Origin of the sequence: Ramlibacter sp. GCM10027632 (assembly GCF_042675325.1) — a bacterium.
Taxonomy (GTDB): domain Bacteria; phylum Pseudomonadota; class Gammaproteobacteria; order Burkholderiales; family Burkholderiaceae_C; genus Ramlibacter.
Genome location: NZ_JBHTGW010000008.1, coordinates 205888 through 225320, shown reverse-complemented (window position 1 = coordinate 225320; position 19433 = coordinate 205888). Strand labels below are relative to the sequence as shown.

General features: G+C 73.1%; 14 protein-coding genes. 4 read left to right on the top strand and 10 right to left on the bottom strand.

Annotated elements, in window-relative coordinates; translation table 11 throughout:
- Positions 1-21: 21 nt before the first annotated feature.
- Complete coding sequence (locus tag ACFQZY_RS13865; RefSeq protein WP_377416736.1) at positions 22-621, bottom strand: YqgE/AlgH family protein; 600 nt, start codon at positions 619-621, stop codon at positions 22-24.
- Positions 622-657: 36 nt separating this feature from the next.
- On the opposite strand from ACFQZY_RS13865, the gene ACFQZY_RS13860 reads away from it, so the two are divergent.
- The gene (locus ACFQZY_RS13860) at positions 658-2160 is read left to right on the top strand and encodes a cryptochrome/photolyase family protein (RefSeq protein ID WP_377416734.1); all 1503 of its coding nucleotides are present in this window, start codon (positions 658-660) and stop codon (positions 2158-2160) included.
- On the opposite strand, the gene ACFQZY_RS13855 is transcribed toward ACFQZY_RS13860, so the two are convergent.
- The 6 genes from ACFQZY_RS13855 to ACFQZY_RS13830 all read right to left on the bottom strand — a co-directional run bounded on the left by ACFQZY_RS13855 (position 2141) and on the right by ACFQZY_RS13830 (position 11702).
- Positions 2141-7876 carry an Hpt domain-containing protein gene (locus ACFQZY_RS13855; RefSeq protein ID WP_377416732.1) on the bottom strand — a complete coding sequence of 1912 codons (5736 nt, stop codon included), beginning with the start codon at positions 7874-7876 and terminating at the stop codon, positions 2141-2143. The genes ACFQZY_RS13860 and ACFQZY_RS13855 overlap by 20 nt on opposite strands.
- A gap of 11 nt (positions 7877-7887) precedes the next feature.
- Positions 7888-10107 carry a methyl-accepting chemotaxis protein gene (locus tag ACFQZY_RS13850; protein ID WP_377416730.1) on the bottom strand — a complete coding sequence of 740 codons (2220 nt, stop codon included), beginning with the start codon at positions 10105-10107 and terminating at the stop codon, positions 7888-7890.
- A gap of 13 nt (positions 10108-10120) precedes the next feature.
- Positions 10121-10690 (bottom strand): chemotaxis protein CheW, encoded by a 570-nt coding sequence (locus tag ACFQZY_RS13845; protein ID WP_377416728.1) that lies wholly within the window; start codon positions 10688-10690, stop codon positions 10121-10123.
- A gap of 10 nt (positions 10691-10700) precedes the next feature.
- Positions 10701-11066 (bottom strand): PleD family two-component system response regulator, encoded by a 366-nt coding sequence (locus ACFQZY_RS13840; protein WP_377416726.1) that lies wholly within the window; start codon positions 11064-11066, stop codon positions 10701-10703.
- A complete protein-coding gene (locus ACFQZY_RS13835) occupies positions 11066-11479 on the bottom strand; it encodes a PleD family two-component system response regulator (protein ID WP_377416724.1) in 414 nt (137 codons plus the stop codon). The genes ACFQZY_RS13840 and ACFQZY_RS13835 overlap by 1 nt, the downstream gene beginning before the upstream one ends.
- A 70-nt stretch (positions 11480-11549) precedes the next feature.
- Complete coding sequence (locus ACFQZY_RS13830; protein WP_276606534.1) at positions 11550-11702, bottom strand: rubredoxin; 153 nt, start codon at positions 11700-11702, stop codon at positions 11550-11552.
- A 114-nt stretch (positions 11703-11816) separates the two neighbouring features.
- Between ACFQZY_RS13830 and ACFQZY_RS13825 the strand changes: the two genes are divergently transcribed.
- Together ACFQZY_RS13825 and hemL are read left to right on the top strand one after the other, a co-directional pair.
- A complete protein-coding gene (locus tag ACFQZY_RS13825) occupies positions 11817-12749 on the top strand; it encodes a hydroxymethylpyrimidine/phosphomethylpyrimidine kinase (protein WP_377416722.1) in 933 nt (310 codons plus the stop codon).
- Positions 12733-14043 (top strand): glutamate-1-semialdehyde 2,1-aminomutase, encoded by a 1311-nt coding sequence (gene hemL, locus ACFQZY_RS13820; RefSeq protein ID WP_377416720.1) that lies wholly within the window; start codon positions 12733-12735, stop codon positions 14041-14043. Before ACFQZY_RS13825 ends, hemL begins: the two co-directional genes overlap by 17 nt.
- Positions 14044-14194: 151 nt before the next feature.
- Here the strand turns inward: hemL and ACFQZY_RS13815 are convergent, their stop codons facing one another.
- Complete coding sequence (locus ACFQZY_RS13815; RefSeq protein ID WP_377416718.1) at positions 14195-15784, bottom strand: sulfatase; 1590 nt, start codon at positions 15782-15784, stop codon at positions 14195-14197.
- A gap of 11 nt (positions 15785-15795) precedes the next feature.
- Positions 15796-16773: a Bug family tripartite tricarboxylate transporter substrate binding protein gene (locus ACFQZY_RS13810; RefSeq protein ID WP_377416716.1), complete on the bottom strand. Its 978-nt coding sequence runs from the start codon at positions 16771-16773 to the stop codon at positions 15796-15798.
- A 95-nt stretch (positions 16774-16868) separates the two neighbouring features.
- On the opposite strand from ACFQZY_RS13810, the gene ACFQZY_RS13805 reads away from it, so the two are divergent.
- Positions 16869-17783: a LysR family transcriptional regulator gene (locus ACFQZY_RS13805; RefSeq protein WP_377416714.1), complete on the top strand. Its 915-nt coding sequence runs from the start codon at positions 16869-16871 to the stop codon at positions 17781-17783.
- A 74-nt stretch (positions 17784-17857) separates the two neighbouring features.
- On the opposite strand, the gene purH is transcribed toward ACFQZY_RS13805, so the two are convergent.
- Complete coding sequence (purH, locus tag ACFQZY_RS13800) at positions 17858-19432, bottom strand: bifunctional phosphoribosylaminoimidazolecarboxamide formyltransferase/IMP cyclohydrolase (RefSeq protein WP_377416712.1); 1575 nt, start codon at positions 19430-19432, stop codon at positions 17858-17860.
- Position 19433: the final 1 nt, after the last annotated feature.

Genomic DNA, 19433 nt, shown 5'->3' with positions numbered 1-19433 from the left:
TGGGGCGGCCCGGCGCTGCGCTCATGCGTGCCCCGCCTCCGACGACAGCATCCAGGCCTGCAGCCCCAGCAGGCCCAGCGCCTTGTCGTAGCGCTGGTCGATGGGGGTGTCGAAGATGATGGCCTGGTCGGCGCCGACGGTGAGCCAGCTGTTCTCGGCCAGCTCGGACTCCAGCTGGCCCTCGCCCCACTGCGCGTAGCCCAGGGAGACCAGCACCTTGCGCGGGCCGGCGCCGGTGGACAGGGCCTCGAGCACGTCCTTCGAGGTGGTCATCTCCAGGCCGCCGGGGATGGTCATGGTGGAGGCGTAGACCGTGTCCTCGGGCTTGTCCTCGCCGGCAAAGACGGCCTCATGCAGCACGAAGCCGCGCTCGGTGGCGACCGGGCCGCCCTGGAACACCGGGGCGGCGACGAGGTCGGGCCGCGACAGCGGCAGGTCGACCTTGTCGAACAGGTGCTTGAGGCTGATGTCGCTGGGCTTGTTGATCATGATGCCCAGCGCGCCGCGCGGGCTGTGCTCGCACAGGTAGACCACGCTGCGGGCGAAGGTCTCGTCCTCCAGCCCCGGCATCGCGATCAGGAAATGATGCGTGAGGTTCATGGGGGAGGCGTCGGCGGGCATGATCGCGATTTTACGCACCCCGTTCGGTTCCAGGGCATGCACGACAAACCCCACGACAAGCACTACCCCGCCGGCCTGGTCTGGCTGCGCCGCGACCTGCGCGCGCACGACAACGCCGCCCTGTACCGCGCCCTGCGCGCCTGCCGCAAGGTGCACTGCGCCTTCGTCTTCGACACCGCCATCCTCGACCCCCTGCCCCGGGCCGACCGGCGCGTGGAGTTCATCCGCGAGTCGCTGGTGCAGCTGGACGAGGCCCTGCGCGCCCTGGCCGGCCGCGAGGCCGCCGGCCTGATCGTGCGCCACGGCGTGGCGGCCGCCGAGATCCCGCGCCTGGCCCGCGAGCTGGGGGTGCAGGCGGTCTTCGCCGCCCACGACGACGAGCCCCCCGCCCTGGCGCGCGATGCGCGCGTGCGCGGCGCGCTGGCCGACATCGGCGTGGCCCTGCACACCACCAAGGACCATGTCATCTTCCAGCGCCACGAGGTGATGACCCAGGTCGGCAAGCCCTACGCGGTGTTCACCCCGTACAAGAAGGCCTGGCTGGCCAAGGTGGACGATTTCTACCTGAAGTCCTACCCCGTCGAGCGCCATGCCGGCGCGCTGGCGGACCGGCCCGAGGCGCTGCGCCTGCCGGTGCCCGCCCTGGCCGACATCGGCTTCGAGCCGACCAACCTCGCGCAGCTGCCCCTGCCCGTGGGCGCCGCCGGCGGGCGTCGGCTGTTCGAGGAGTTCCTGCACCGCATCGACCATTACCAGGAGGCGCGCGACTTCCCCGCAGTCAAGGGCCCGAGCTACCTGAGCGTGCACCTGCGATTCGGCACGGTGTCGATCCGCGAGCTGGCGCGCGAGGCCCACGCCCGGGCCCGGGCCGGCAGCGCCGGCGCGCAGACCTGGCTGTCCGAGCTGGTGTGGCGCGACTTCTACTTCCAGGTGCTGGCCAACTTCCCGCACGTGGTGGACGAACAGGGCGGCAGCCACAGCTTCCGGCCGGAGTACGACAAGATCCGCTGGGAGCACGGCAAGCCGGCCCAGGCGCTGTTCGCGGCCTGGTGCGAGGGCCGCACCGGCTACCCGCTGGTGGACGCCGCCATGCACCAGCTGAACCAGACCGGCTACATGCACAACCGCCTGCGCATGGTGGTGGCCAGCTTCCTCACCAAGGACCTGGGGCTGGACTGGCGCTGGGGCGAGCGCTACTTCGCCGAGAAGCTCAACGACTTCGACCTGGCCGCCAACAACGGCGGCTGGCAATGGGCCAGTTCCTCGGGCTGCGACGCGCAGCCCTATTTCCGCATCTTCAACCCGGTGAGCCAGAGCCGGAAGTTCGACCCGGAGGGCAGGTTCATCCTGCGCTACCTGCCGCAGCTGGCGGGCCTGGCGCCGCAGGCGCTGCACGAACCCTGGGCGGCGTCGCCGCTGGAGCTGGAGGCCGCGGGCGTGGCGCTGGGACGCGACTACCCGCTGCCGGTGGTGGCGCACGACGAGGCGCGCGAGCGCACGCTGGCCCGCTACGCCGTGGTCAAGAAGGCCGCGGCGTAGCCACCGCCTCGCCGGCCGCGTCCGCGGCGTCCGTGGCGTCCGCTGGGCCCGCTGAGGCTGCGGTGGCTGTGGTGGCTGTGGTGACCCTGGCGCCGCCGGGCTCGGCGCCGCGCGCGGCATAACGCCGCACCAGCCCGAGGAGCTCGTCCTCCGCGTAGGGCTTGCCGAGGTAGTGGTTGACGCCCAGTTCGGCCGCATGGTCGCGGTGCTTCTGGGCGATGCGCGAGGTGATCATGACCACCGGCAGGCCGGCCCAGCGCGGGTCGCCCCGCAGGTTGCGCACCAGGTCGAAGCCGTCCATGCGCGGCATCTCGATGTCCGACAGCACCACCGCCGGCGCCTCCTGCGCCAGGCGCTCCAGCGCCTGCAGGCCGTCGGCCGCCAGCGCCACGCGGAAGCCCTCGCGCTGCAGCAGGCGCTGGGTGACGCGGCGCACGGTGATGGAGTCGTCGACCACCAGCACCAGCGGGGCCTGGGCCGGCGCCGCCAGGGGCGTGCCCGCGACCGCCTCGCCGCCGCCCTGGCCCCAGGCCTGCGCCGCGGCCCCGTACACCGAGGCCAGCGCGACGGGGTTGTAGATCAGGACCACCGCGCCGGAGGCCAGCACCGTCATGCCCGCCAGCCCCGGCAGCCGGGCGAGCTGCGGGCCGAGGTGCTTGACCACCACTTCCTGGTGCCCCAGCACTTCGTCGACCCGCACCGCCACCCGCTGGGCCGCGCTGCGCAGGACCAGGACCGGGATCGAGCGACCCGGAGTCTCGGTGCTGCCCTTCGAGGCGCGCAGCAGCGCCCCGCCCCAGTGGAACGGCAGGGGCTCACCCCCCTGCAGCAGTCGGCCCTCGCGCGCGGCCTGCGCCACCTCGTCGGGCGTGGCGCGGTGGATGATCTCCACCAGGTGCGCCGGCACGCCGAAGGACAGCGCGCCGCAGCGCACCATGACGACCTGCGTGACCGCCGTGGTCAGGGGCAGCACCAGCCGGAAGCGCGTGCCCTCGCCGCCGCGCGAGGCGGTCTCGATGCGCCCGCCCAGGGCCTGCACCTCGGCGCGCACCACGTCCATGCCGATGCCGCGGCCGGCCAGCTCGGTCAGCGCGCCGGCGGTGGAAAAGCCGGGCGTGAAGATCAGGCTGGCGGACTCCTCCTCGCCCAGGGGCGCGTCGGCCGGCCACAGGCCCAGGGCCACGGCCTTCTCGCGGATGCGCTCGACCTGGAGGCCGGCGCCGTCGTCCTCGAAATCGACCGAGACATCGTTGCCCTCCTGCGCCAGCGCGATGCGGATGCGGCCCACCGCCGGCTTGCCCGCCTGCGCGCGCTGCGCCGGCGCCTCGATGCCGTGGGCCACGGCGTTGCGCAGCAGGTGCTCGAAGGCCGGCGTCATCCGGTCGAGGATGCCGCGGTCCATCTCGATGGTGCCGCCCACCAGCTCCAGGGCCACCTGCTTGCCGGCATCCGCCGCGGCCAGGCGCACCACGCGGTGCAGGCGGTCGGCGATGGACTCGAACTCCACCATCCGCGTGCGCAGCAGGTCGCGCTGCAGCTCGCGGGTCTGGCGCGCCTGGGCGGCCAGGCCGTCCTCGGCCGCCTCGACGGTGCGCTGCAGGGTGCGCTGCACCGTGGCCACGTCGTCGACGGACTCGGCCATCATGCGCGTGAGCTCCTGGACGCGGGTGAATCGGTCGAACTCCAGCGGGTCGAAGCCGGCGGTGTCGCGGGCGTGGGCCAGGCGCGACTGCATCTGCAGCTCGGCCTGCAGCTCCACGTCGCGCAGCTGGCCGCGCAGGCGGTCGAGGTTGCCCGTGAGCTCCTGCAGCGCGCCGCGCAGGTGGCGCACCTCGGACTCCAGCCGCGAACGGGAGATCATGACCTCGCCGGCCTGGTTCATCAGGCGGTCCAGCAGCTGCGAGTTGACGCGTACCGCGTGGCCGGGGGCGCGCGCCGGCGGCGTGGTGGCCAGCGGCGCCGCGATGGGTGCGGGGGCCGGCTCGGCCTCGCCGGCGGCCTCCGGCGGCGCCTCGGGCTCGGGCTCGGTCGCGGCCGCCGCGCGGGACGGCTCGCCGGCGGGCTCGGCCGGGACATCGGTCCGGACATCGGCCGGTGCCAGGCGCAGGGCGTCGAACGCCGCCTGGAGCTCGTCGAAGGCCTGCAGCAGGGGCTGGACGTCGTCGGCTGTGGCGTCCTCCTCGAGCGCCTCGATGCGCGACTCCAGCGCATGCGCCTGTTCGCCCAGCGCCAGCGCGCCGGCCAGGCGGGCGCCGCCCTTGAGCGTATGCAGCAGGCGCAGGGCCTCGTCGCGCGGGCCACGCCGCTCGGGCTGGCCGTGCCACTGGCGCAGGACGCTGCCCAGGGCGGGGAGCAGCTCCAGGGCCTCCTCCTCGAAGAAGGGGAACAGGTCGCGGTCGGGCGCGGTCCGGCCTCGCGCGGTGTCGGGATCGCTGTCGGCGCGGGCGGGCTGGGCGCGCGCGGGAGGCGCGGCCAGGGTGTCCAGCGCGTCCAGGGCCGCGGCCACCTCGGGCCGCGCCGCGGGCAGGAAGCCGGCCGCGAACTGGTGCAGCAGCCGGCGGATTTCCTCGGCCGCGTCGGTCCAGGCCTGGGCATGCGGGGCCGCGGCGCAGGACAGGGCGCGCGCCGCGTCGAACGAGGACTCCAGGCGGCGGGCCAGCGCGGACAGCGCGACGAAGCCGACCGTCGAGGAGCTGCCGGCCAGCGAATGGGCCAGGGCAGCCAGGGTCGCGGGCACCGGCTGCTGCGGGTCACGCGCCCACTCGGCCAGCGACGCCTGCAGGCGCAGGGAGCCCTCGTCGGCCTCGCCGAGGTAGACATTGATCAGGGCCGGGGACGCGGATGCGGGCTCGGCGGGCGCGCCGGGTTCGAAGGCCGCGGCGGCCGCCTCCGCTTCGGCGGCGCCGGCCGGCGCCGGGGACTCCCGGACGTCGAAGGCCTCGGCGACCTCGCCCCCCTTGGCCGGATCCATCGAGTCCACCGGCTCGGGAACCTCCACCGGCTCCGCGACCTCCGCGACCTCGACAGCTTCGACAGCTTCGACAGCTTCGACAGCTTCGACAGCTTCGACAGCTTCGACAGCTTCGACAGCTTCGACAGCTTCGACAGCTTCGACAGCTTCGACAGCCTCGACAGCCTCCATGGGTTCCACGGACTCCACCAGCGCGGCCGCCTCGGCATCGCCGGGAAAGCGCCAGCGCACGGGCACCACACCGTCCCGCCAGGCCTGGGCGGGCGACTCGAACAGGGACGGCGACCAGCCCGGGTCACGGCCCGCGGCGATGTCGTCCGCCCAGCGCGCCAGCCCCTCCAGGCCACGGCCGGCGAAGCCGCGCATGGCGTCGCTGGCGGGCTGCTGGTCCGCCAGCCAGGCGTTGAGGACCTGCTCCATCGCCCAGGCGCCCTCGCCGAAGGCCTGCAGGCCGACCATGCGCGAGCTGCCCTTGAGCGTGTGGAAGGCGCGGCGCAGCGTGGTGAGCGCGGCGAGGTCCGAGGGCTCGGCCACCAGCACGTCCAGGGCCTCGCGGCCGGCGGCGATGACCTCGCGGGCCTCCTCGAGGAAGATGGCCAGCAGCTCGGCCTCCTCGTCGGCAGGGTCGACTTCCACGACCTCCACCGCCTCCAGCCCAGCCCAGGCCGGCACCTCCTCGACCTCCAGGGAACCGGCCGCCCGCTCGGCGCGGAAGGCCTCCATGAGGTCGGCAGCGCCGTCGGCCTCGACCGCCTCGATGGCTTGGATCCCCGCGACCGCCCCAGGCGCCTGGATGCCTGCGGCCGCCTCCGGCGCATCCACGGCATCCACGGCTTCGGAAGCCTCGACCGCGTCGGAAGCCTCCGCGGCGGCGGTGCTCCCGGCCGCCTCCGCCACCGTGGCCGGCAGCGCCCCCTGCTGGGCCAGCGCCTGCAGCTCCGGCAGGTCGGACAGCTCCGGCAAGGCCTCGGCCAGGGCCGCCTCCAGCGGCGGCTCGGGCTGCACGGCCGGCGGCGCACTGATGCGGCCCATGAGCGGGCGCAGCGCGCCCGCCACGTCATCGAACACGAACAACTGGCGCGCCAGCGCGGGCTGGTAGCCCAGCATGTCGACCAGCAGGCCCAGCGCGCCCAGGTTGTTGCCCAGGCGCTCGACGCCCGGCGGCGGCTCGTCCGGCGCGCTGGCGAGGATGGCCTGCACCGCCTCGCGCATCGCGGCCACGGCCTGGACCGCATGGTCCAGCCCCAGGACCGAGAGCACGCCCCGCATCTGCGACAGGTGGCCCGGCACGCCCCCCAGCGGGGTGCGGTCCCGCGGCTGGCGGAAAAAGGCGTCCAGCGACTTCTCGAGCTCGCCCAGCGTGGCCCGCAGTTCGCCGACCACGCTACCCATGGACTGGCGGTCGCTCACCTGGCGGTACAGCGTTTCCATCCAGGGCTCGAGCGGCCCGGGAGCCCCGCCGTGGCGCACCTGGTCGAGCCGCTGCGCGAGCTGCTGCGCGCGCTGGGCCAGCGCCTCGTCGGACGGGTCGAATTCCTGCAGCAGGGCCTCGAGGAACAGGATGGCAGTGGCCGCCTCCATGGCTTGCGCCGGGGGCGGCGCCTCGGCCACCACCACGGCCTCGCCCGCCACGGCCCCCAGGGCCTGCGCCAGCGGCGCCAGCGGCGGATGCAGCCGGGTGAGGGCCTCGCCCAGGCCGGTGAACAGCTCGCCGGTGGTGCGCAGGCGGCTGGTGTCACCGCCGGCCAGGGCCGACCAGCCTTCGCGTGCGGCGGCCACGCGCTTGCGCACCTGGGCCAGCAGCCCGGGGTCGTAGCGGCCGTAGCGCTCCTGCTCGTAGTCGACCGGCGCATGCTGCTCCAGGCGCCAGGCCCGGCGCACCGCGGCCAGCCGGGGCGCCCGGCCCGCCTCGGCCGGCGCGGCCTGGGCGCAGAAGAAGGCCAGGTCCTGCGCCAGGCGCTCGGACACGCCGGCCTCGCCGCGCGCCAGCTGCGCGTACTGCAGCAGCACCCGCGAGGCGGCGCGCTTGGCGTAGACATCACCGGACAGCAGCCCCTGCGCCAGCGCCTCGAAGAAGCCGGTGGCCACCGCCCAGAAGCCGCGCACCTCGCGCGCACCCGGCGCAGCGGCCAGGGCGGCGCAGATGCCGGCAAGCTCGCCGGCCGCGGCCGGGTCGGCCGACTTGACCACGCGCAGGACCGACTGGTCCATGCGCGCGCGCACCGCGGCGCCCTCGGCCAGCGGCGCGCCGCCGAGGTCGGGCGCCTCCAGCCACTGCCAGTCGAACGGCCACAGGTCGGCCGGGTGGATGCGGTCCGCGCCCCACAGCGCCTGGACGTCACGGTATTGCGGGAACAGCGCCACCGGCTGCTGCGGCTTGCCGTGCAGCAGGCCCTCGAGGTAGTCGGCCACCGCGAAGCCGGCGCGCTCCACGCGCGCAGCGGCGGCCTCGTCGCACAGGGCCGGGCGCTCGGTGAAGCGGTGCACCGCCTGCTCCATCGCGCGCAGCACCTGGGCCGGCGCGGACAGGCCGACCATCTCCAGCGCCCCCACCGCCTGGTGCAGCTGCTGGCGGGCCTGGCGCAGCGCGCCGGTGTCGGGCACCGCGCCCTGGGCCACCTCGCGCACGAAGCGCCGCAGCGCGTTCGAGGCGCCCTCCAGCGACTTGCGCAATTCGTCCATGACCCAGGCCAGCGGCCCGAGGTCGTCCGCGGCGAGTCCGGTGTCGGGCGCGGTCTGGCTCATGGCGGGCGGCATCAGGCGATCTTGAAGCGGGCGACCGACTGGCGCAACTCTTCGGCCATGCGCGCCAGCTCGCGCACCTGCTGCGCGGTGGAGCGCGTGCCTTCGCCGGTCTGCTCGGTGACCGCGAAGATGTGCTGGATGCTGCCCGCCACGCTGCTGGCGGATTCGGCCTCATGGGAGGCGGCGGCGGCGATCTGCTCGATCAGCTCGGCGAGGCGGCGCGAGACGTCGTCGATCTGCTGCAGCGCGGCGCCCGCGTTGTCGGACAGCCGCGCGCCCTCGACCACGCCCTGGGTGGAGCGCTCCATGGCGGCCACCGCATCCTGGGTGTCGGTCTGGATGGCCTTGACCAGCGCCGCGATCTGGCGCGTGGCGTCGGCCGAGCGCTCGGCCAGGCGCTGCACCTCCTCGGCCACCACCGAGAAGCCGCGGCCCGCCTCGCCCGAGGCGGCGGCGTGGATGGCGGCGTTCAGCGCCAGCACGTTGGTCTGGTCGGTGATGTCGGAGATCAGCTCGGTGATCTCGCCGATCTCCTGCGAGGACTCGCCCAGGCGCTTGATGCGCTTGGAGGTCTCCTGGATCTGGTCGCGGATCACGTTCATGCCGCCGATGGCGTCCTGCACCGCCTGCAGGCCGGAGGCCGCGGCCTGCAGCGACTGGCGCGCCACCTGCGCCGAGTCCTGGGCCTGGCCCGAGACCTGCTGGATGCGGCCGGCCATCTCCAGCACCGACTGGCCGGTGGCGCGGATCTCGCGCAGCTGCTCGGTCGATGCCGCCAGCAGCTCGGTGGAGGTGGACTCCACCTGGCCGGTGGTCTGGCCGACGCGGCTGGCGGTGTCCTGCACATGGCCCACCAGCTGGCGCAGCTCCTCGACCGTGTAGTTCACCGAGTCGGCGATGGCGCCGGTGATGTCCTCGGTCACGGTGGCCTGCCGGGTGAGGTCACCCTCGGCCACCGACTGCAGCTCGTTCATGAGGCGCAGGATGGCCGCCTGCGTGGCGTCGTTCATGCGCTTGGCTTCCTGCTCCTGCAGCTCGGCCTCCAGGCGCTGCTGCTCGGCGACGACCTGGCGGCGCCGGCTGTCCTGCAGCTGCACGTAGGCCAAGCCCAGCGCGCTCAGGATGGTGGCCGCCGCCGACAGCACCAGGGCCAGCAGCATGCCCGCGCCGAGGCCGGCGCGGTCCGACAGCTTGCCCTGCAGGGCCTCGAGGCCGCGGCGCAGCGGCTCGCTGTCGGCGAGGATGACGGTGTGCGCCTCGCGCGAGGCCACCAGGCCCTGCAGGTTGCCCAGGATGGCGCTGGCCTGGTTGCGGGTCTCGTCGTACAGGCGCAGCAGCGCCTCGAGGCGCTCGCGCACCTGCGGGTCGCGCGCCGCGCCCAGGCGCATCTCGGGGTTGCCGCCGAGCAGGCCCTGCGCGGTCTCGCGGAAGGTGTTGAGGTCCTTGCCCAGGAGGAACACGGCCTCGGGGCTGACGCCCTCGGCGGTGAGGAATTCGTTGGCCGACTTGCCGATGCGCTGCGTGAGCATCACCAGCTGGCCGGCGGCGGAGATCTCGGCCGCCGGTGCGCCCTGCTGCAGCTTGAGGGCGGCGATGGTCTCGGCCACCTCGAGCAGGTCGGACGACTGCCGGTTGATGGTGTGCAGGGCCGCGCCGACCTGCGTCAGCACCTTCTGCTGGCCCATCACCACGCCGGCGGCGCGCTCGGCGCGCTCCACCAGGGGCAGCACGCCGGTGACGTCCGCCTGCAGCGCGCCGGACACGGGCTGCAGCTGCAGGCCGGCATCGCCGGCGAGCAGGCCGCGCACGTTGCGGGCCAGCACGTCGCCGCTTTCCTTGACATCGGGGAAGGCCTGCGGGCTGCCCACCAGGGCCTGCGAGACCGACTTGGCCAGCCGCTGCGACTGCATCAGGGCCTGGCCGGTGCCGGCGACCTGGCGCGCGAGGCGGTCGGCCTGGCGCGTGGCCAGCACGGTGACGGTGGCCAGCACCAGCAGCGAAGCGGCCAGCAGCACGTACAGCAGGCGCTGGTGGCGGGCGACCGGGCGGCGCCCGAGCAGGGGCAGGGCCACCAGCTCGGACTCGGCGACCGGGCCCATCGGGCCGGGGGCGAACACGGTGCGCGCCACGCCGGCGAGCCCGGGCGTCTCCAGCGCCATGGCATCACCCATCGAGGCCACGAAGCGCGGCTTGCGTTTGAGCAGGGCGATCAGGGGATCGAGGACGGACATGGTGGCGGCCTTCTCAGGTGCGGGTGTCGGGGGTGGCGGCGGGGGTGGGGGCGGGGTCCTCGGCGATGTCGAGGAAGGCCGGGTCGCGCGCCAGGGCCTGCAGGTTCAGCTCCTGCCAGGCCTGGCCCTGGGCGTCGGTGTAGCGGCTGCCGAACCAGGCCGGGTCGGACTCGGCGCGGGAGGCGCTGGCGCGGAAGGCGTCGATGCCGCGCAGGCCGGCGAGGCGGTCGATGCGCAGCGCGCAGTTCACCTCCAGGACGGCGCCGAGGGCGACCAGCCGGGCCTGCGTACGGTCGGCGGGCTCGGCCCGCGGCGGCTCGCCCGCGACGAACGCGGCCAGGTCGGCCACGCCCCACAGGCCGCCGCGCAGGTTGGCCACGCCGAGGAACCAGGGGCGGGTGTAGGGCACGGCCTGCGGCGCCTGGAAGGCGCTGATCTCGCCGGCCTGGGCCAGCGGCAGCAGGTAGCGCGCGCCGCCGGCCTCCACGGCCAGCCAGGCGGCCTGCGCGCGGTCGCCGCGCGGGGCCTGGAGGCGGTCGGCCAGCCGGCCCTGGAGTTCGCGCAAGGCTTCGCGGTTCGCCATGGCGCGCCGCTCAGCCCAGCGCCCGGATCTTGGTGACGAGTTCGCGCGCGTCGACCGGCTTGGTGATGTAGTCGCGCGCGCCCTGGCGCATGCCCCAGACCCGGTCGGTCTCCTGGTTCTTGCTGGAGCAGATGATGACCGGCAGGCCCGCGAAGCGCGGGTCACGCGTGATCGTGCGGGTGAGCTGGAAGCCGTTCTGGCCGGGCATCACCACGTCCATCAGGATCAGGTCGGGCCGGGCCTGCTCGATCTGGCGCATCGCCTCCTCAGCGTTCTCGGCGGTACGCACGGTGTAGCCGGCCTTGGCGAGCACCTCGGACAGGTGCATGAGCTCGGTTCGGGAGTCGTCCACGACGAGGACGGTGGAGATGGGCATCAGTGTCCTTTCGGCACGGCGGCGCCGAACTGCAGCACAGTCTGCAGCAGCTGGTCCTTGGTGAAGGGCTTGGTGAGGTAGTCCTGCGAGCCGACCATGCGGCCGCGGGCCTTGTCGAACACGCCGTCCTTGGAGGACAGCATGACCACGGGCGTGGCGGAGAAGCGCGCGTTGCGCTTGATGATGGCGCAGGTCTGGTAGCCGTCCAGCCGCGGCATGAGGATGTCGCAGAAGATCAGGTCGGGCTGCCAGTCGCTGACCTTGGACAGGGCATCGAAGCCGTCCTCGGCCAGCAGGACCTGGTGGCCCCCCTGCTTCAGGAAGATTTCCGCGCTGCGGCGGATGGTGTTGCTGTCATCGATGACCAACACCTTGAGGGCTGGTGGGCCCTCTTCATCGTCTGTCTCGCTCAATTGACGCCGCTCCCTGGTTGGCAACCCGGGCGGGAGCGCGTCGACCGGTCAGGTCAGCGGCGTCCCAGCGTCAGATCTGCACCATCTCGAAGTCTTCTTTGCGGGCGCCGCACTCGGGGCAGGTCCAGTTCATGGGAACGTCGGCCCAGGCGGTCCCGGGGGCGATACCATGGTCAGGCGCGCCAGCAGCTTCGTCGTAGATCCAGCCGCAGATCAGACACATCCAGGTTTTTTCTTCAGTCACAGCTTACGGGGGCTTCCAATAGAATGCAACGATTGTATCTATCGCGCCGCTGGCACCCCCCGATTTGGGCACACGCCTGATGTTCCGAGGCCCATGACCACGCCCAATATTCCCGACTCCGACGAGCCCGAGGCCGGCATCGACGCCGGCCCGCCCTGCGTCATGACCTTCAACGCCAGCGACCCCAGCGGCGCCGGCGGGCTGGCAGCGGACGTCGCCACCATGGCCTCGGTCGGCGCGCATGCGCTGCCGGTGGTCACCGGCGCCTACGCGCGCGACACCGCCGAGATCTTCGACCACTTCGCGTTCGATGAGGAGGCGGTCGCCGAGCAGGCCCGCGCCATCCTCGAGGACGCGCCGGTGCAGGTGATGAAGGTGGGCTTCGTCGGCTCGCCCGAGAACATCAGCACCATCGCCGAGATCGCCGCCGACTACGCCGACGTGCCGCTGATCGCCTACATGCCCAACCTCTCCTGGTGGGACGAGAACCAGATCGACCTGTACCTCGACGCCTTCCGCGAGCTCATGCTGCCGCAAACCACCGTGCTGGTGGGCAACCACAGCACGCTGTGGCGCTGGCTGCTGCCCGACTGGAGCGGCGACAAGAGCCCCGGCGCGCGCGACATCGCCAAGGCCGCGGCCGAGGCCGGCGTGCCCTACACGCTGGTCACCGGCGTGCCGCTGCCCGACCAGTTCATCGACAACGTGCTGGCCACGCCGCAGGCGGTGCTGGCCAGCCAGCGCTTCGAGCGCTTCGAGGCCGTGTTCTCCGGCGCCGGCGAGACGCTGTGCGCGGCGCTGGCGGCCCTGGTGGCCAACGGCACCGACCTGGCCGCCGCCACCACCGAGGCCCTGGGCTACCTGGACGAGGCGCTGGACGCGGGCTTCCGCCCCGGCATGGGCAATGTCATCCCCGACCGCCTGTTCTGGGCGCAGCCCGATGTCGGCGAACCCGAACCCCTGACCGAAGAAGAAGCCAAGGCCCTCCAGGTCCTGGACATGCCTGCCCATGACACCAAGCACTGACCGCAACCAGCAACTGTTCGACCGCGCCCGCGCGCTGATCCCCGGCGGCGTGAACTCGCCCGTACGCGCCTTCCGCGCCGTCGGCGGCACGCCGCGCTTCGTGCAGCGCGCCCAGGGCGCGCATTTCTGGGATGCCAACGGCACCCGCTACATCGACTACATCGGCTCCTGGGGCCCGATGATCCTGGGCCACGGCCACCCCGCGGTGGTCGAGGCGGTGCAGAAGGCGGCGCTCGACGGCTTCTCCTTCGGCGCGCCCACCGAGCGCGAGGTCGACCTCGCGCAGGCCATCATCGACCTCGTGCCCTCGATCGAGATGGTGCGCCTCGTGAGCTCCGGCACCGAGGCCGCCATGAGCGCGCTGCGCCTGGCGCGCGGCGCCACCGGCCGCAAGCGCATCATCAAGTTCGAGGGCTGCTACCACGGCCATGCCGATGCCCTGCTGGTCAAGGCCGGCTCGGGCCTGGCCACCTTCGGCAACCCCACCAGCGCCGGCGTGCCGGAGGAAGTGGCGCAGCACACCGTCGTGCTGGAGTACAACAACCTGGCCCAGCTCGAGGAGGCCTTCGCCCTGTACGGCGCGGAGATCGCCTGCCTGATGATCGAGCCGATCGCCGGCAACATGAACTTCGTGCGCGCCAGCGTGCCCTTCATGACCCGCTGCCGCGAGCTGTGCTCGCAGCACGGCGCGCTGCTGGTGTTCGACGAGGTGATGACGGGCTTTCGCGTCGCCCTGGGCGGCGCGCAGGGCATCTACGCGAAGCTGATCCCCGGCTTCAAGCCGGACCTCACCGTCATGGGCAAGGTGATCGGCGGCGGCATGCCGCTGGCGGCCTTCGGCGGCCCGCGCGCGATCATGGAGCAGCTCGCCCCGCTGGGCCCGGTCTACCAGGCCGGCACGCTCTCGGGCAACCCGGTGGCCACCGCCTGCGGCCTGGCCACGCTGGCCGAGATCTCGAAGCCCGGCTACTTCGACGCCCTGGCCGCGCGCACCCGCAGCCTGGTCGACGGCCTGAAGGCCGCCGCCGCCGCGGAGGGCGTGCCGTTCGCGGCCGACTGCGAGGGCGGCATGTTCGGCTTCTTCCTGCTGCCGCAGCTGCCGCAGGACTACAAGACGGTGATGACCAGCGACGGCGCGAAGTTCAACACCCTGTTCCACGGCCTGCTCGATCGCGGCGTGTACATCGCCCCGGCGCTGTACGAGGCCGGCTTCGTGAGCTCGGCGCACAGCGACGAGGACATCGCCATGACGATCGCCGCCGCGCGGGAGTCGTTCCGGCTGCTGGCCGGGTGACCCGCCACACGCCCGCGACGAACCGGCGCCCCCGATGAACGAGCCCGCTTGCCGCGGGCTTTTTCATTCCCGGTTCAGCCAGGCGATCTGCCGGTCCTGCGCCGGCGCCAGCAGGACCCAGGACCCGCGCGCGGAAGGAGCGCCGCGCCGCTCAGGCCAGGCTGGTGGGGCGCGGGCAGCGGTCGGCGTGGTGCACCAGGGTGCGTGCCAGCTCCTCCACCAGCGACTGGCGCAGCGCGCGCGCCTCGGGCGCATCCCAGAGGTTGTGCTGCTCCAGCGGGTCGTCGACGAGGTCGTAAAGCTCGCCCCAGTCCCCCTCGTGGTACAGGCTCAGGCGGTGGCGCTGCGTGACCAGTGTGCGCACCTGCACCGGCGTCTCGAAGCCCACGTAGGCGCGCTGCTGCGCCTCCTCGATCAACACCCCGCTGCGGCCCGACGCCAGCGCCTTGCCCGCTTCGTCGAACAGCGCCACACCCTGCACGCCATTGGGCGGCGCGATGCCCGCGCGGCGCAGGATCGTCGGGCCCAGGTCCATGCTGCTGGCGAGGTCGGCACGGACCTCGGGCGCCCCGCCCTGCGGCTCCTTCCAGATGAACGGGACGCGCACCAGCCCCTGGTAGTGGAGCGGCCCCTTGAGCATGATGCCGTGGTCCCCCATCAGGTCGCCGTGGTCCGAGGTGAAGACCACCACCGTGTCCCGGTCCAGGCCGAGATCGCGCAGCGTGTCGAGGACCCGGCCGATGCGGTCGTCGATGTTGGTGATCATCCCGTAGGTCAGGGCGATGATCTCGCGGATCTCGCGCTCGTTCGCCGCGAACATGCGCGGCGAGTCCAGCCGGGCCCGCCCGCTCGCGCGCTCCTGCCGCAGCCACTCGACATGCCGCGCCGACGCCGCAGGCGAAACCGCGGTCCCGGGCACCTCGATCGTGTCGGGGTCGTACATGTCCCAGTAACGCCCGGGCGGTGTCCAGGGATGGTGCGGGTCGGGGAAGGAGCACACCATCGCGAAGGGCTGGTCGGCGCTGTCGCGCGCGTGCCGCTGCAGCCAGCCCATGGCCTGCTCGGCGACGTAGTGCGTGGGGTACTGGAATTCGTCGAGGCGCGTGTGCCAGGCCTGCGGCGCGACGAAGCGCGGGTCGGGCCGGCCGTGCGCGCGGCCGATGCGGCCCGCCACCCCGGGGTGCTCCGCGGCGAGCCAGCGCAGGTAGTCGCCGAAGCACTCGTCGGCATGGTGGTTGCACAGGACCACGTCCTGGAACCCGTAATACGGCAGGCGCAGGCGGTGCGCGGGGTCATCCCAGCTCGAACGCAGCTCCTGGCGGTAAGCCGGGTCGGCCAGGTCGATGCGCCGGGCCTCGGGGTGCCGCGCCGACACGCGCAACTGCGACGGCGGCGCGGGCGGCAGCGCCGGCGGGACATCCTCCATGTTCTGGAAGTGGGCCTTGCCGACCAGCGCGGTGCGGTAGCCGAACTCCGAGAGCACGTCGGCGAAGGTCACCGCGTCCAGCGGCAGTGGCGTGCCGTTGCCGCGCGCCCCGTTCACCGAGGGCATGCGCCCGGTGAGGATGGCCGCGCGATTGGGCATGCACACCGGGTTGGCGACGTAGGTGCGGTCGAAGCGCGAGCCGGCCGCGGCCAGGGCGTCGATGCGCGGCGTGCGCACGATGCGGTTGCCGTAGCAGCCGAGGTGGTCCGCACGGTGCTGGTCGGTGAGGAAGACCAGGAAGTTGGGGGCGCGCATGCGGCCGGCCCTCACTCGGGACGGACCTTGCCGGCCTTGAGCAGGCCGGCCCAGCGCGCCTCGTCGGCGCGGATGCGCGCCTGCGTCGCGGCGGCATCGCGATCGACCAGTTCCACGCCCTGCGTCTCGAAGGCCTGGCGCACCTGCGGGTCCTCCATGGCGGCGCGCAGTGCGGCGTCGAGCCGGGCACGCACGCTGGCCGGGGTCGCGGCGGGCGCGGCCAGCGCCCACCACACGTCGGTCTCGTCGCCCAGGCCGGCGATGCCCAGCTCCGCGAACGTCGGCACCTGCGGCAGGCGTGGCGAGCGGCGCCGGCCGGTGACGGCCAGCGGCACGAACTTCGGGTCCTGCGCGTGCTGAGAGGCCACCGGCATGCCGACGAACATCAGGTCCAGCCGGCCGCCGATGAAGTCGCCCATCGCCGGGCCGGCGCCGCGGTACGGGACGTGCAGGAGCTCGGTCCCGGTGGCGGTCTCGAACAGGGCGCCCACCAGGTGCGAGGGCGTGCCGTTGCCGGCGGAGCCGTAGCTCACCTTGCCGGGGCGGGCGCGCACCGCCCGCAGCAGCGAGGGCATGTCGGTGATGCCGGCCGAGCGCTGCGCCAGCAGCACGTTGCTCTGGCCCGCCACGGTGCGGACGACGGCGAGGTCACGCTGCGTCGAGTAGCCGGCGGCGGGCAGCAGCTGGGGCAGCAGGGTCAGCTGGCCGTCTCCCGCGAACAGGAGGGTGTAGCCGTCGGCGTCGGCCTTGGCGGTGGCCTGCGCCGCCAGGGCGCCGGCCGCCCCGGCGCGGTTGTCCACCACCACGCTCTGGCCCAGGGCCTTGCCCAGGGCAACGGCGACGACGCGCGCCAGGAGGTCGGTGGGGCCGCCCGGTGCGAACCCGACCAGCAGGCGCACGGGGCGCGAGGGGTAGTCCTGGGCCCAGGTCGAGGCAGGCACGGCCAGCAGCGAGGCAGCGCCAAGGAGGTGACGGCGGCGGAGGGTCATGGGCGGGCGGGCAGCGGTAGTGGCGAATCCGGCGATTGTTCGCGCACCGCGCCGCGGCCACAAGGCGGCCGACCGCCAACTCATAATCCAGACTTATGAATTTGGGACAACTGAGTCTCCTGCGCCTGGTCGTCGACACCGGCAGCTTCACCGCGGCCGCGCGGCAGGCGGGCATCTCCCAGCCGGCTGTGTCGCAGGCGATGGCGTCGCTGGCGCGCCAGGTGGGCGAGCCGCTGTTCGTGCGCAGTGGCCGGCAGGCCCGGCCGACGGTGCGGGCGCTGTCACTCGCGCGCGCCGCGGTGCCGATGGACGAAGCCCGGGCGCAGGCCGTCGAGGCGGTGCACGCCGCGCAGCGAGGCGATGCCGGGCGCCGGCGCCAGGTGCTTCGGGTCGGGCTGGCGCCGGCTGCGGGCCTGGTCTATGGGCCGACCATGGTCGAGGCCGTGCACGCGGCCCGGCCGCGGCCCCTCCTGAGCATCTCGACCGGCCCTGCGCCCGGGATGCTGGCCCAGCTGCTGCGCGGCGAGCTCGACCTGGTGATCGCGCCGCGGCCGCGCGGCCTCCAGGACCCGCGGCTGCGGCACCAGGTGATGTACACCAGCCACCCGACCATCTACGCCCGCGAGGGCAACCCGCTGGCGCGGGCCACCACGCTGCGCGCGATCGCCCGCGCCGAGTGGGCGGTGGCCGGCTCGGCGGGCACGCCGGGCAACGTGGTGGAGGAGGCCTTCCGCGTGCGACGCTGGCGCCCCCCGCGCATCGCGGTGCAGTGCGCGGACTACGCGATGCTGCTGAAGATCGTGAGCGCCAGCGACCTGCTGGGGGTGGTCTCGCACCCCGGCCTAGTCCCCGCGCCCCATCGCCAGGGGCTGGTCCCGGTGCGGGTCACCGAGGGCCTGCCGCATTACGAGGTCTGCCTGTTCTGGCAGGACGAGGCCCTGCACCCGTGGCCGGCGGGCATGGGGCGGGTGCTGGCTGCGCTGGGGGCCGGAGAGTCGGCGCGCCCATGAAAAAGGCCCCGGCATGCGCCGGGGCCTGGCGGACCAGCGAGGCCTTCAGGCCCGCTGGTACGGCGTGCACGTGCTCAGTGGCGGAAGTGACGCACGCCCGAGAACACCATCACCACGCCGCGCTCGTCAGCGGCGTCGATGACCTCCTGGTCACGCATGCTGCCACCCGGCTGGATGACGCAGGTCGCGCCCGCGTCCACCACCACGTCGAGGCCGTCGCGGAACGGGAAGAAGGCGTCGCTGGCCACGGCCGTGCCCTCGAGCGTGAGGTTGGCGTGCTGGGCCTTGATGCTGGCGATGCGGGCCGAGTCCAGGCGCGACATCTGGCCGGCGCCCACGCCCATGGTCATGCCGCCCTTGCAGAAGACGATGGCGTTGGACTTCACGTACTTGGCCACCTTCCACGCGAACAGCAGGTCCTGCAGCTGCTCGGGGGTGGGCTGCTTCTTGGTCACGACCTTCAGGTCGGACAGCTGCAGCTCGTGGTTGTCGGCGGTCTGCATCAGCAGGCCCGAGCCGATGCGCTTGACGTCCATGAAGTTCTGGCCCTTGTCCCAGGGCGTGGCGCCGCCCGGGGGCAGCGCGATCTTCATCAGGCGCACATTTACCTTGGACTTGAACACCTCCAGGGCCTCGGGCGTGAAGTCGGTGGCGATCAGCACCTCGACGAACTGCTTGCTCACGGCCTGGGCGGCCTGGCCATCGAGCGGGCGGTTGAAGGCGATGATGCCGCCGAAGGCGGAAGTGGGGTCGGTCTTGAAGGCCTTGTCGTAGGCCTCGAAGGCATTGGCGCCCACGGCCACGCCGCAGGGGTTGGCGTGCTTGACGATGACGCAGGCCGGCGCGTCGAAGCTCTTGACGCATTCCCAGGCGGCATCGGCGTCGGCGATGTTGTTGTACGAAAGCTCCTTGCCTTGCAGCTGCACGCCGGTCACCAGCGAGCCGGGGGCCGGGTACAGGTCGCGGTAGTAGGCGGCCTGCTGGTGCGGGTTCTCGCCGTAACGCAGGTCCTGCAGCTTGACGAAGCGGCCGTTGCTCTGGGCCGGGAACATCGAGCGGGTGCCGTCGTCCAGCAGGCTGGAGAGGTAGTCGCTGATCGCGGCGTCGTAGTTGGAGATGCGGTTGAAGGCAGCGACCGACAGCGCGAAGCGGGTCTTGTCGGACAGCTTGCCGCCGTTGGCCTTGAGTTCTTCCACCACGCCGGCGTACTGCGAGGCGTCGGTCAGCACCGCCACGTCCTTCCAGTTCTTGGCGGCGCTGCGCACCATGGCCGGGCCGCCGATGTCGATGTTCTCGATCGCGTCTTCCAGCGTGCAGCCGGCCTTGGCCACGGTGGCCTCGAAGGGGTACAGGTTCACCACCAGCAGGTCGATGGTGTCGATGCCGTGGGCGGCCAGGGCGGCCATGTGCTCGGGCACGTCACGGCGGGCCAGCAGGCCGCCATGCACCTTGGGGTGCAGGGTCTTGACGCGGCCGTCCAGCATCTCGGGGAAGCCGGTGACCTGGGCCACCTCCTTCACGGGCAGGCCCTCGTCCTGCAGCAGCTTGGCGGTGCCGCCGGTGGAAATCAGGCCCACGCCCAGCGCGTGCAGGGCGCGCGCGAGGTCGACGATGCCGGTCTTGTCGGAAACGGAGATGAGTGCGTTCATT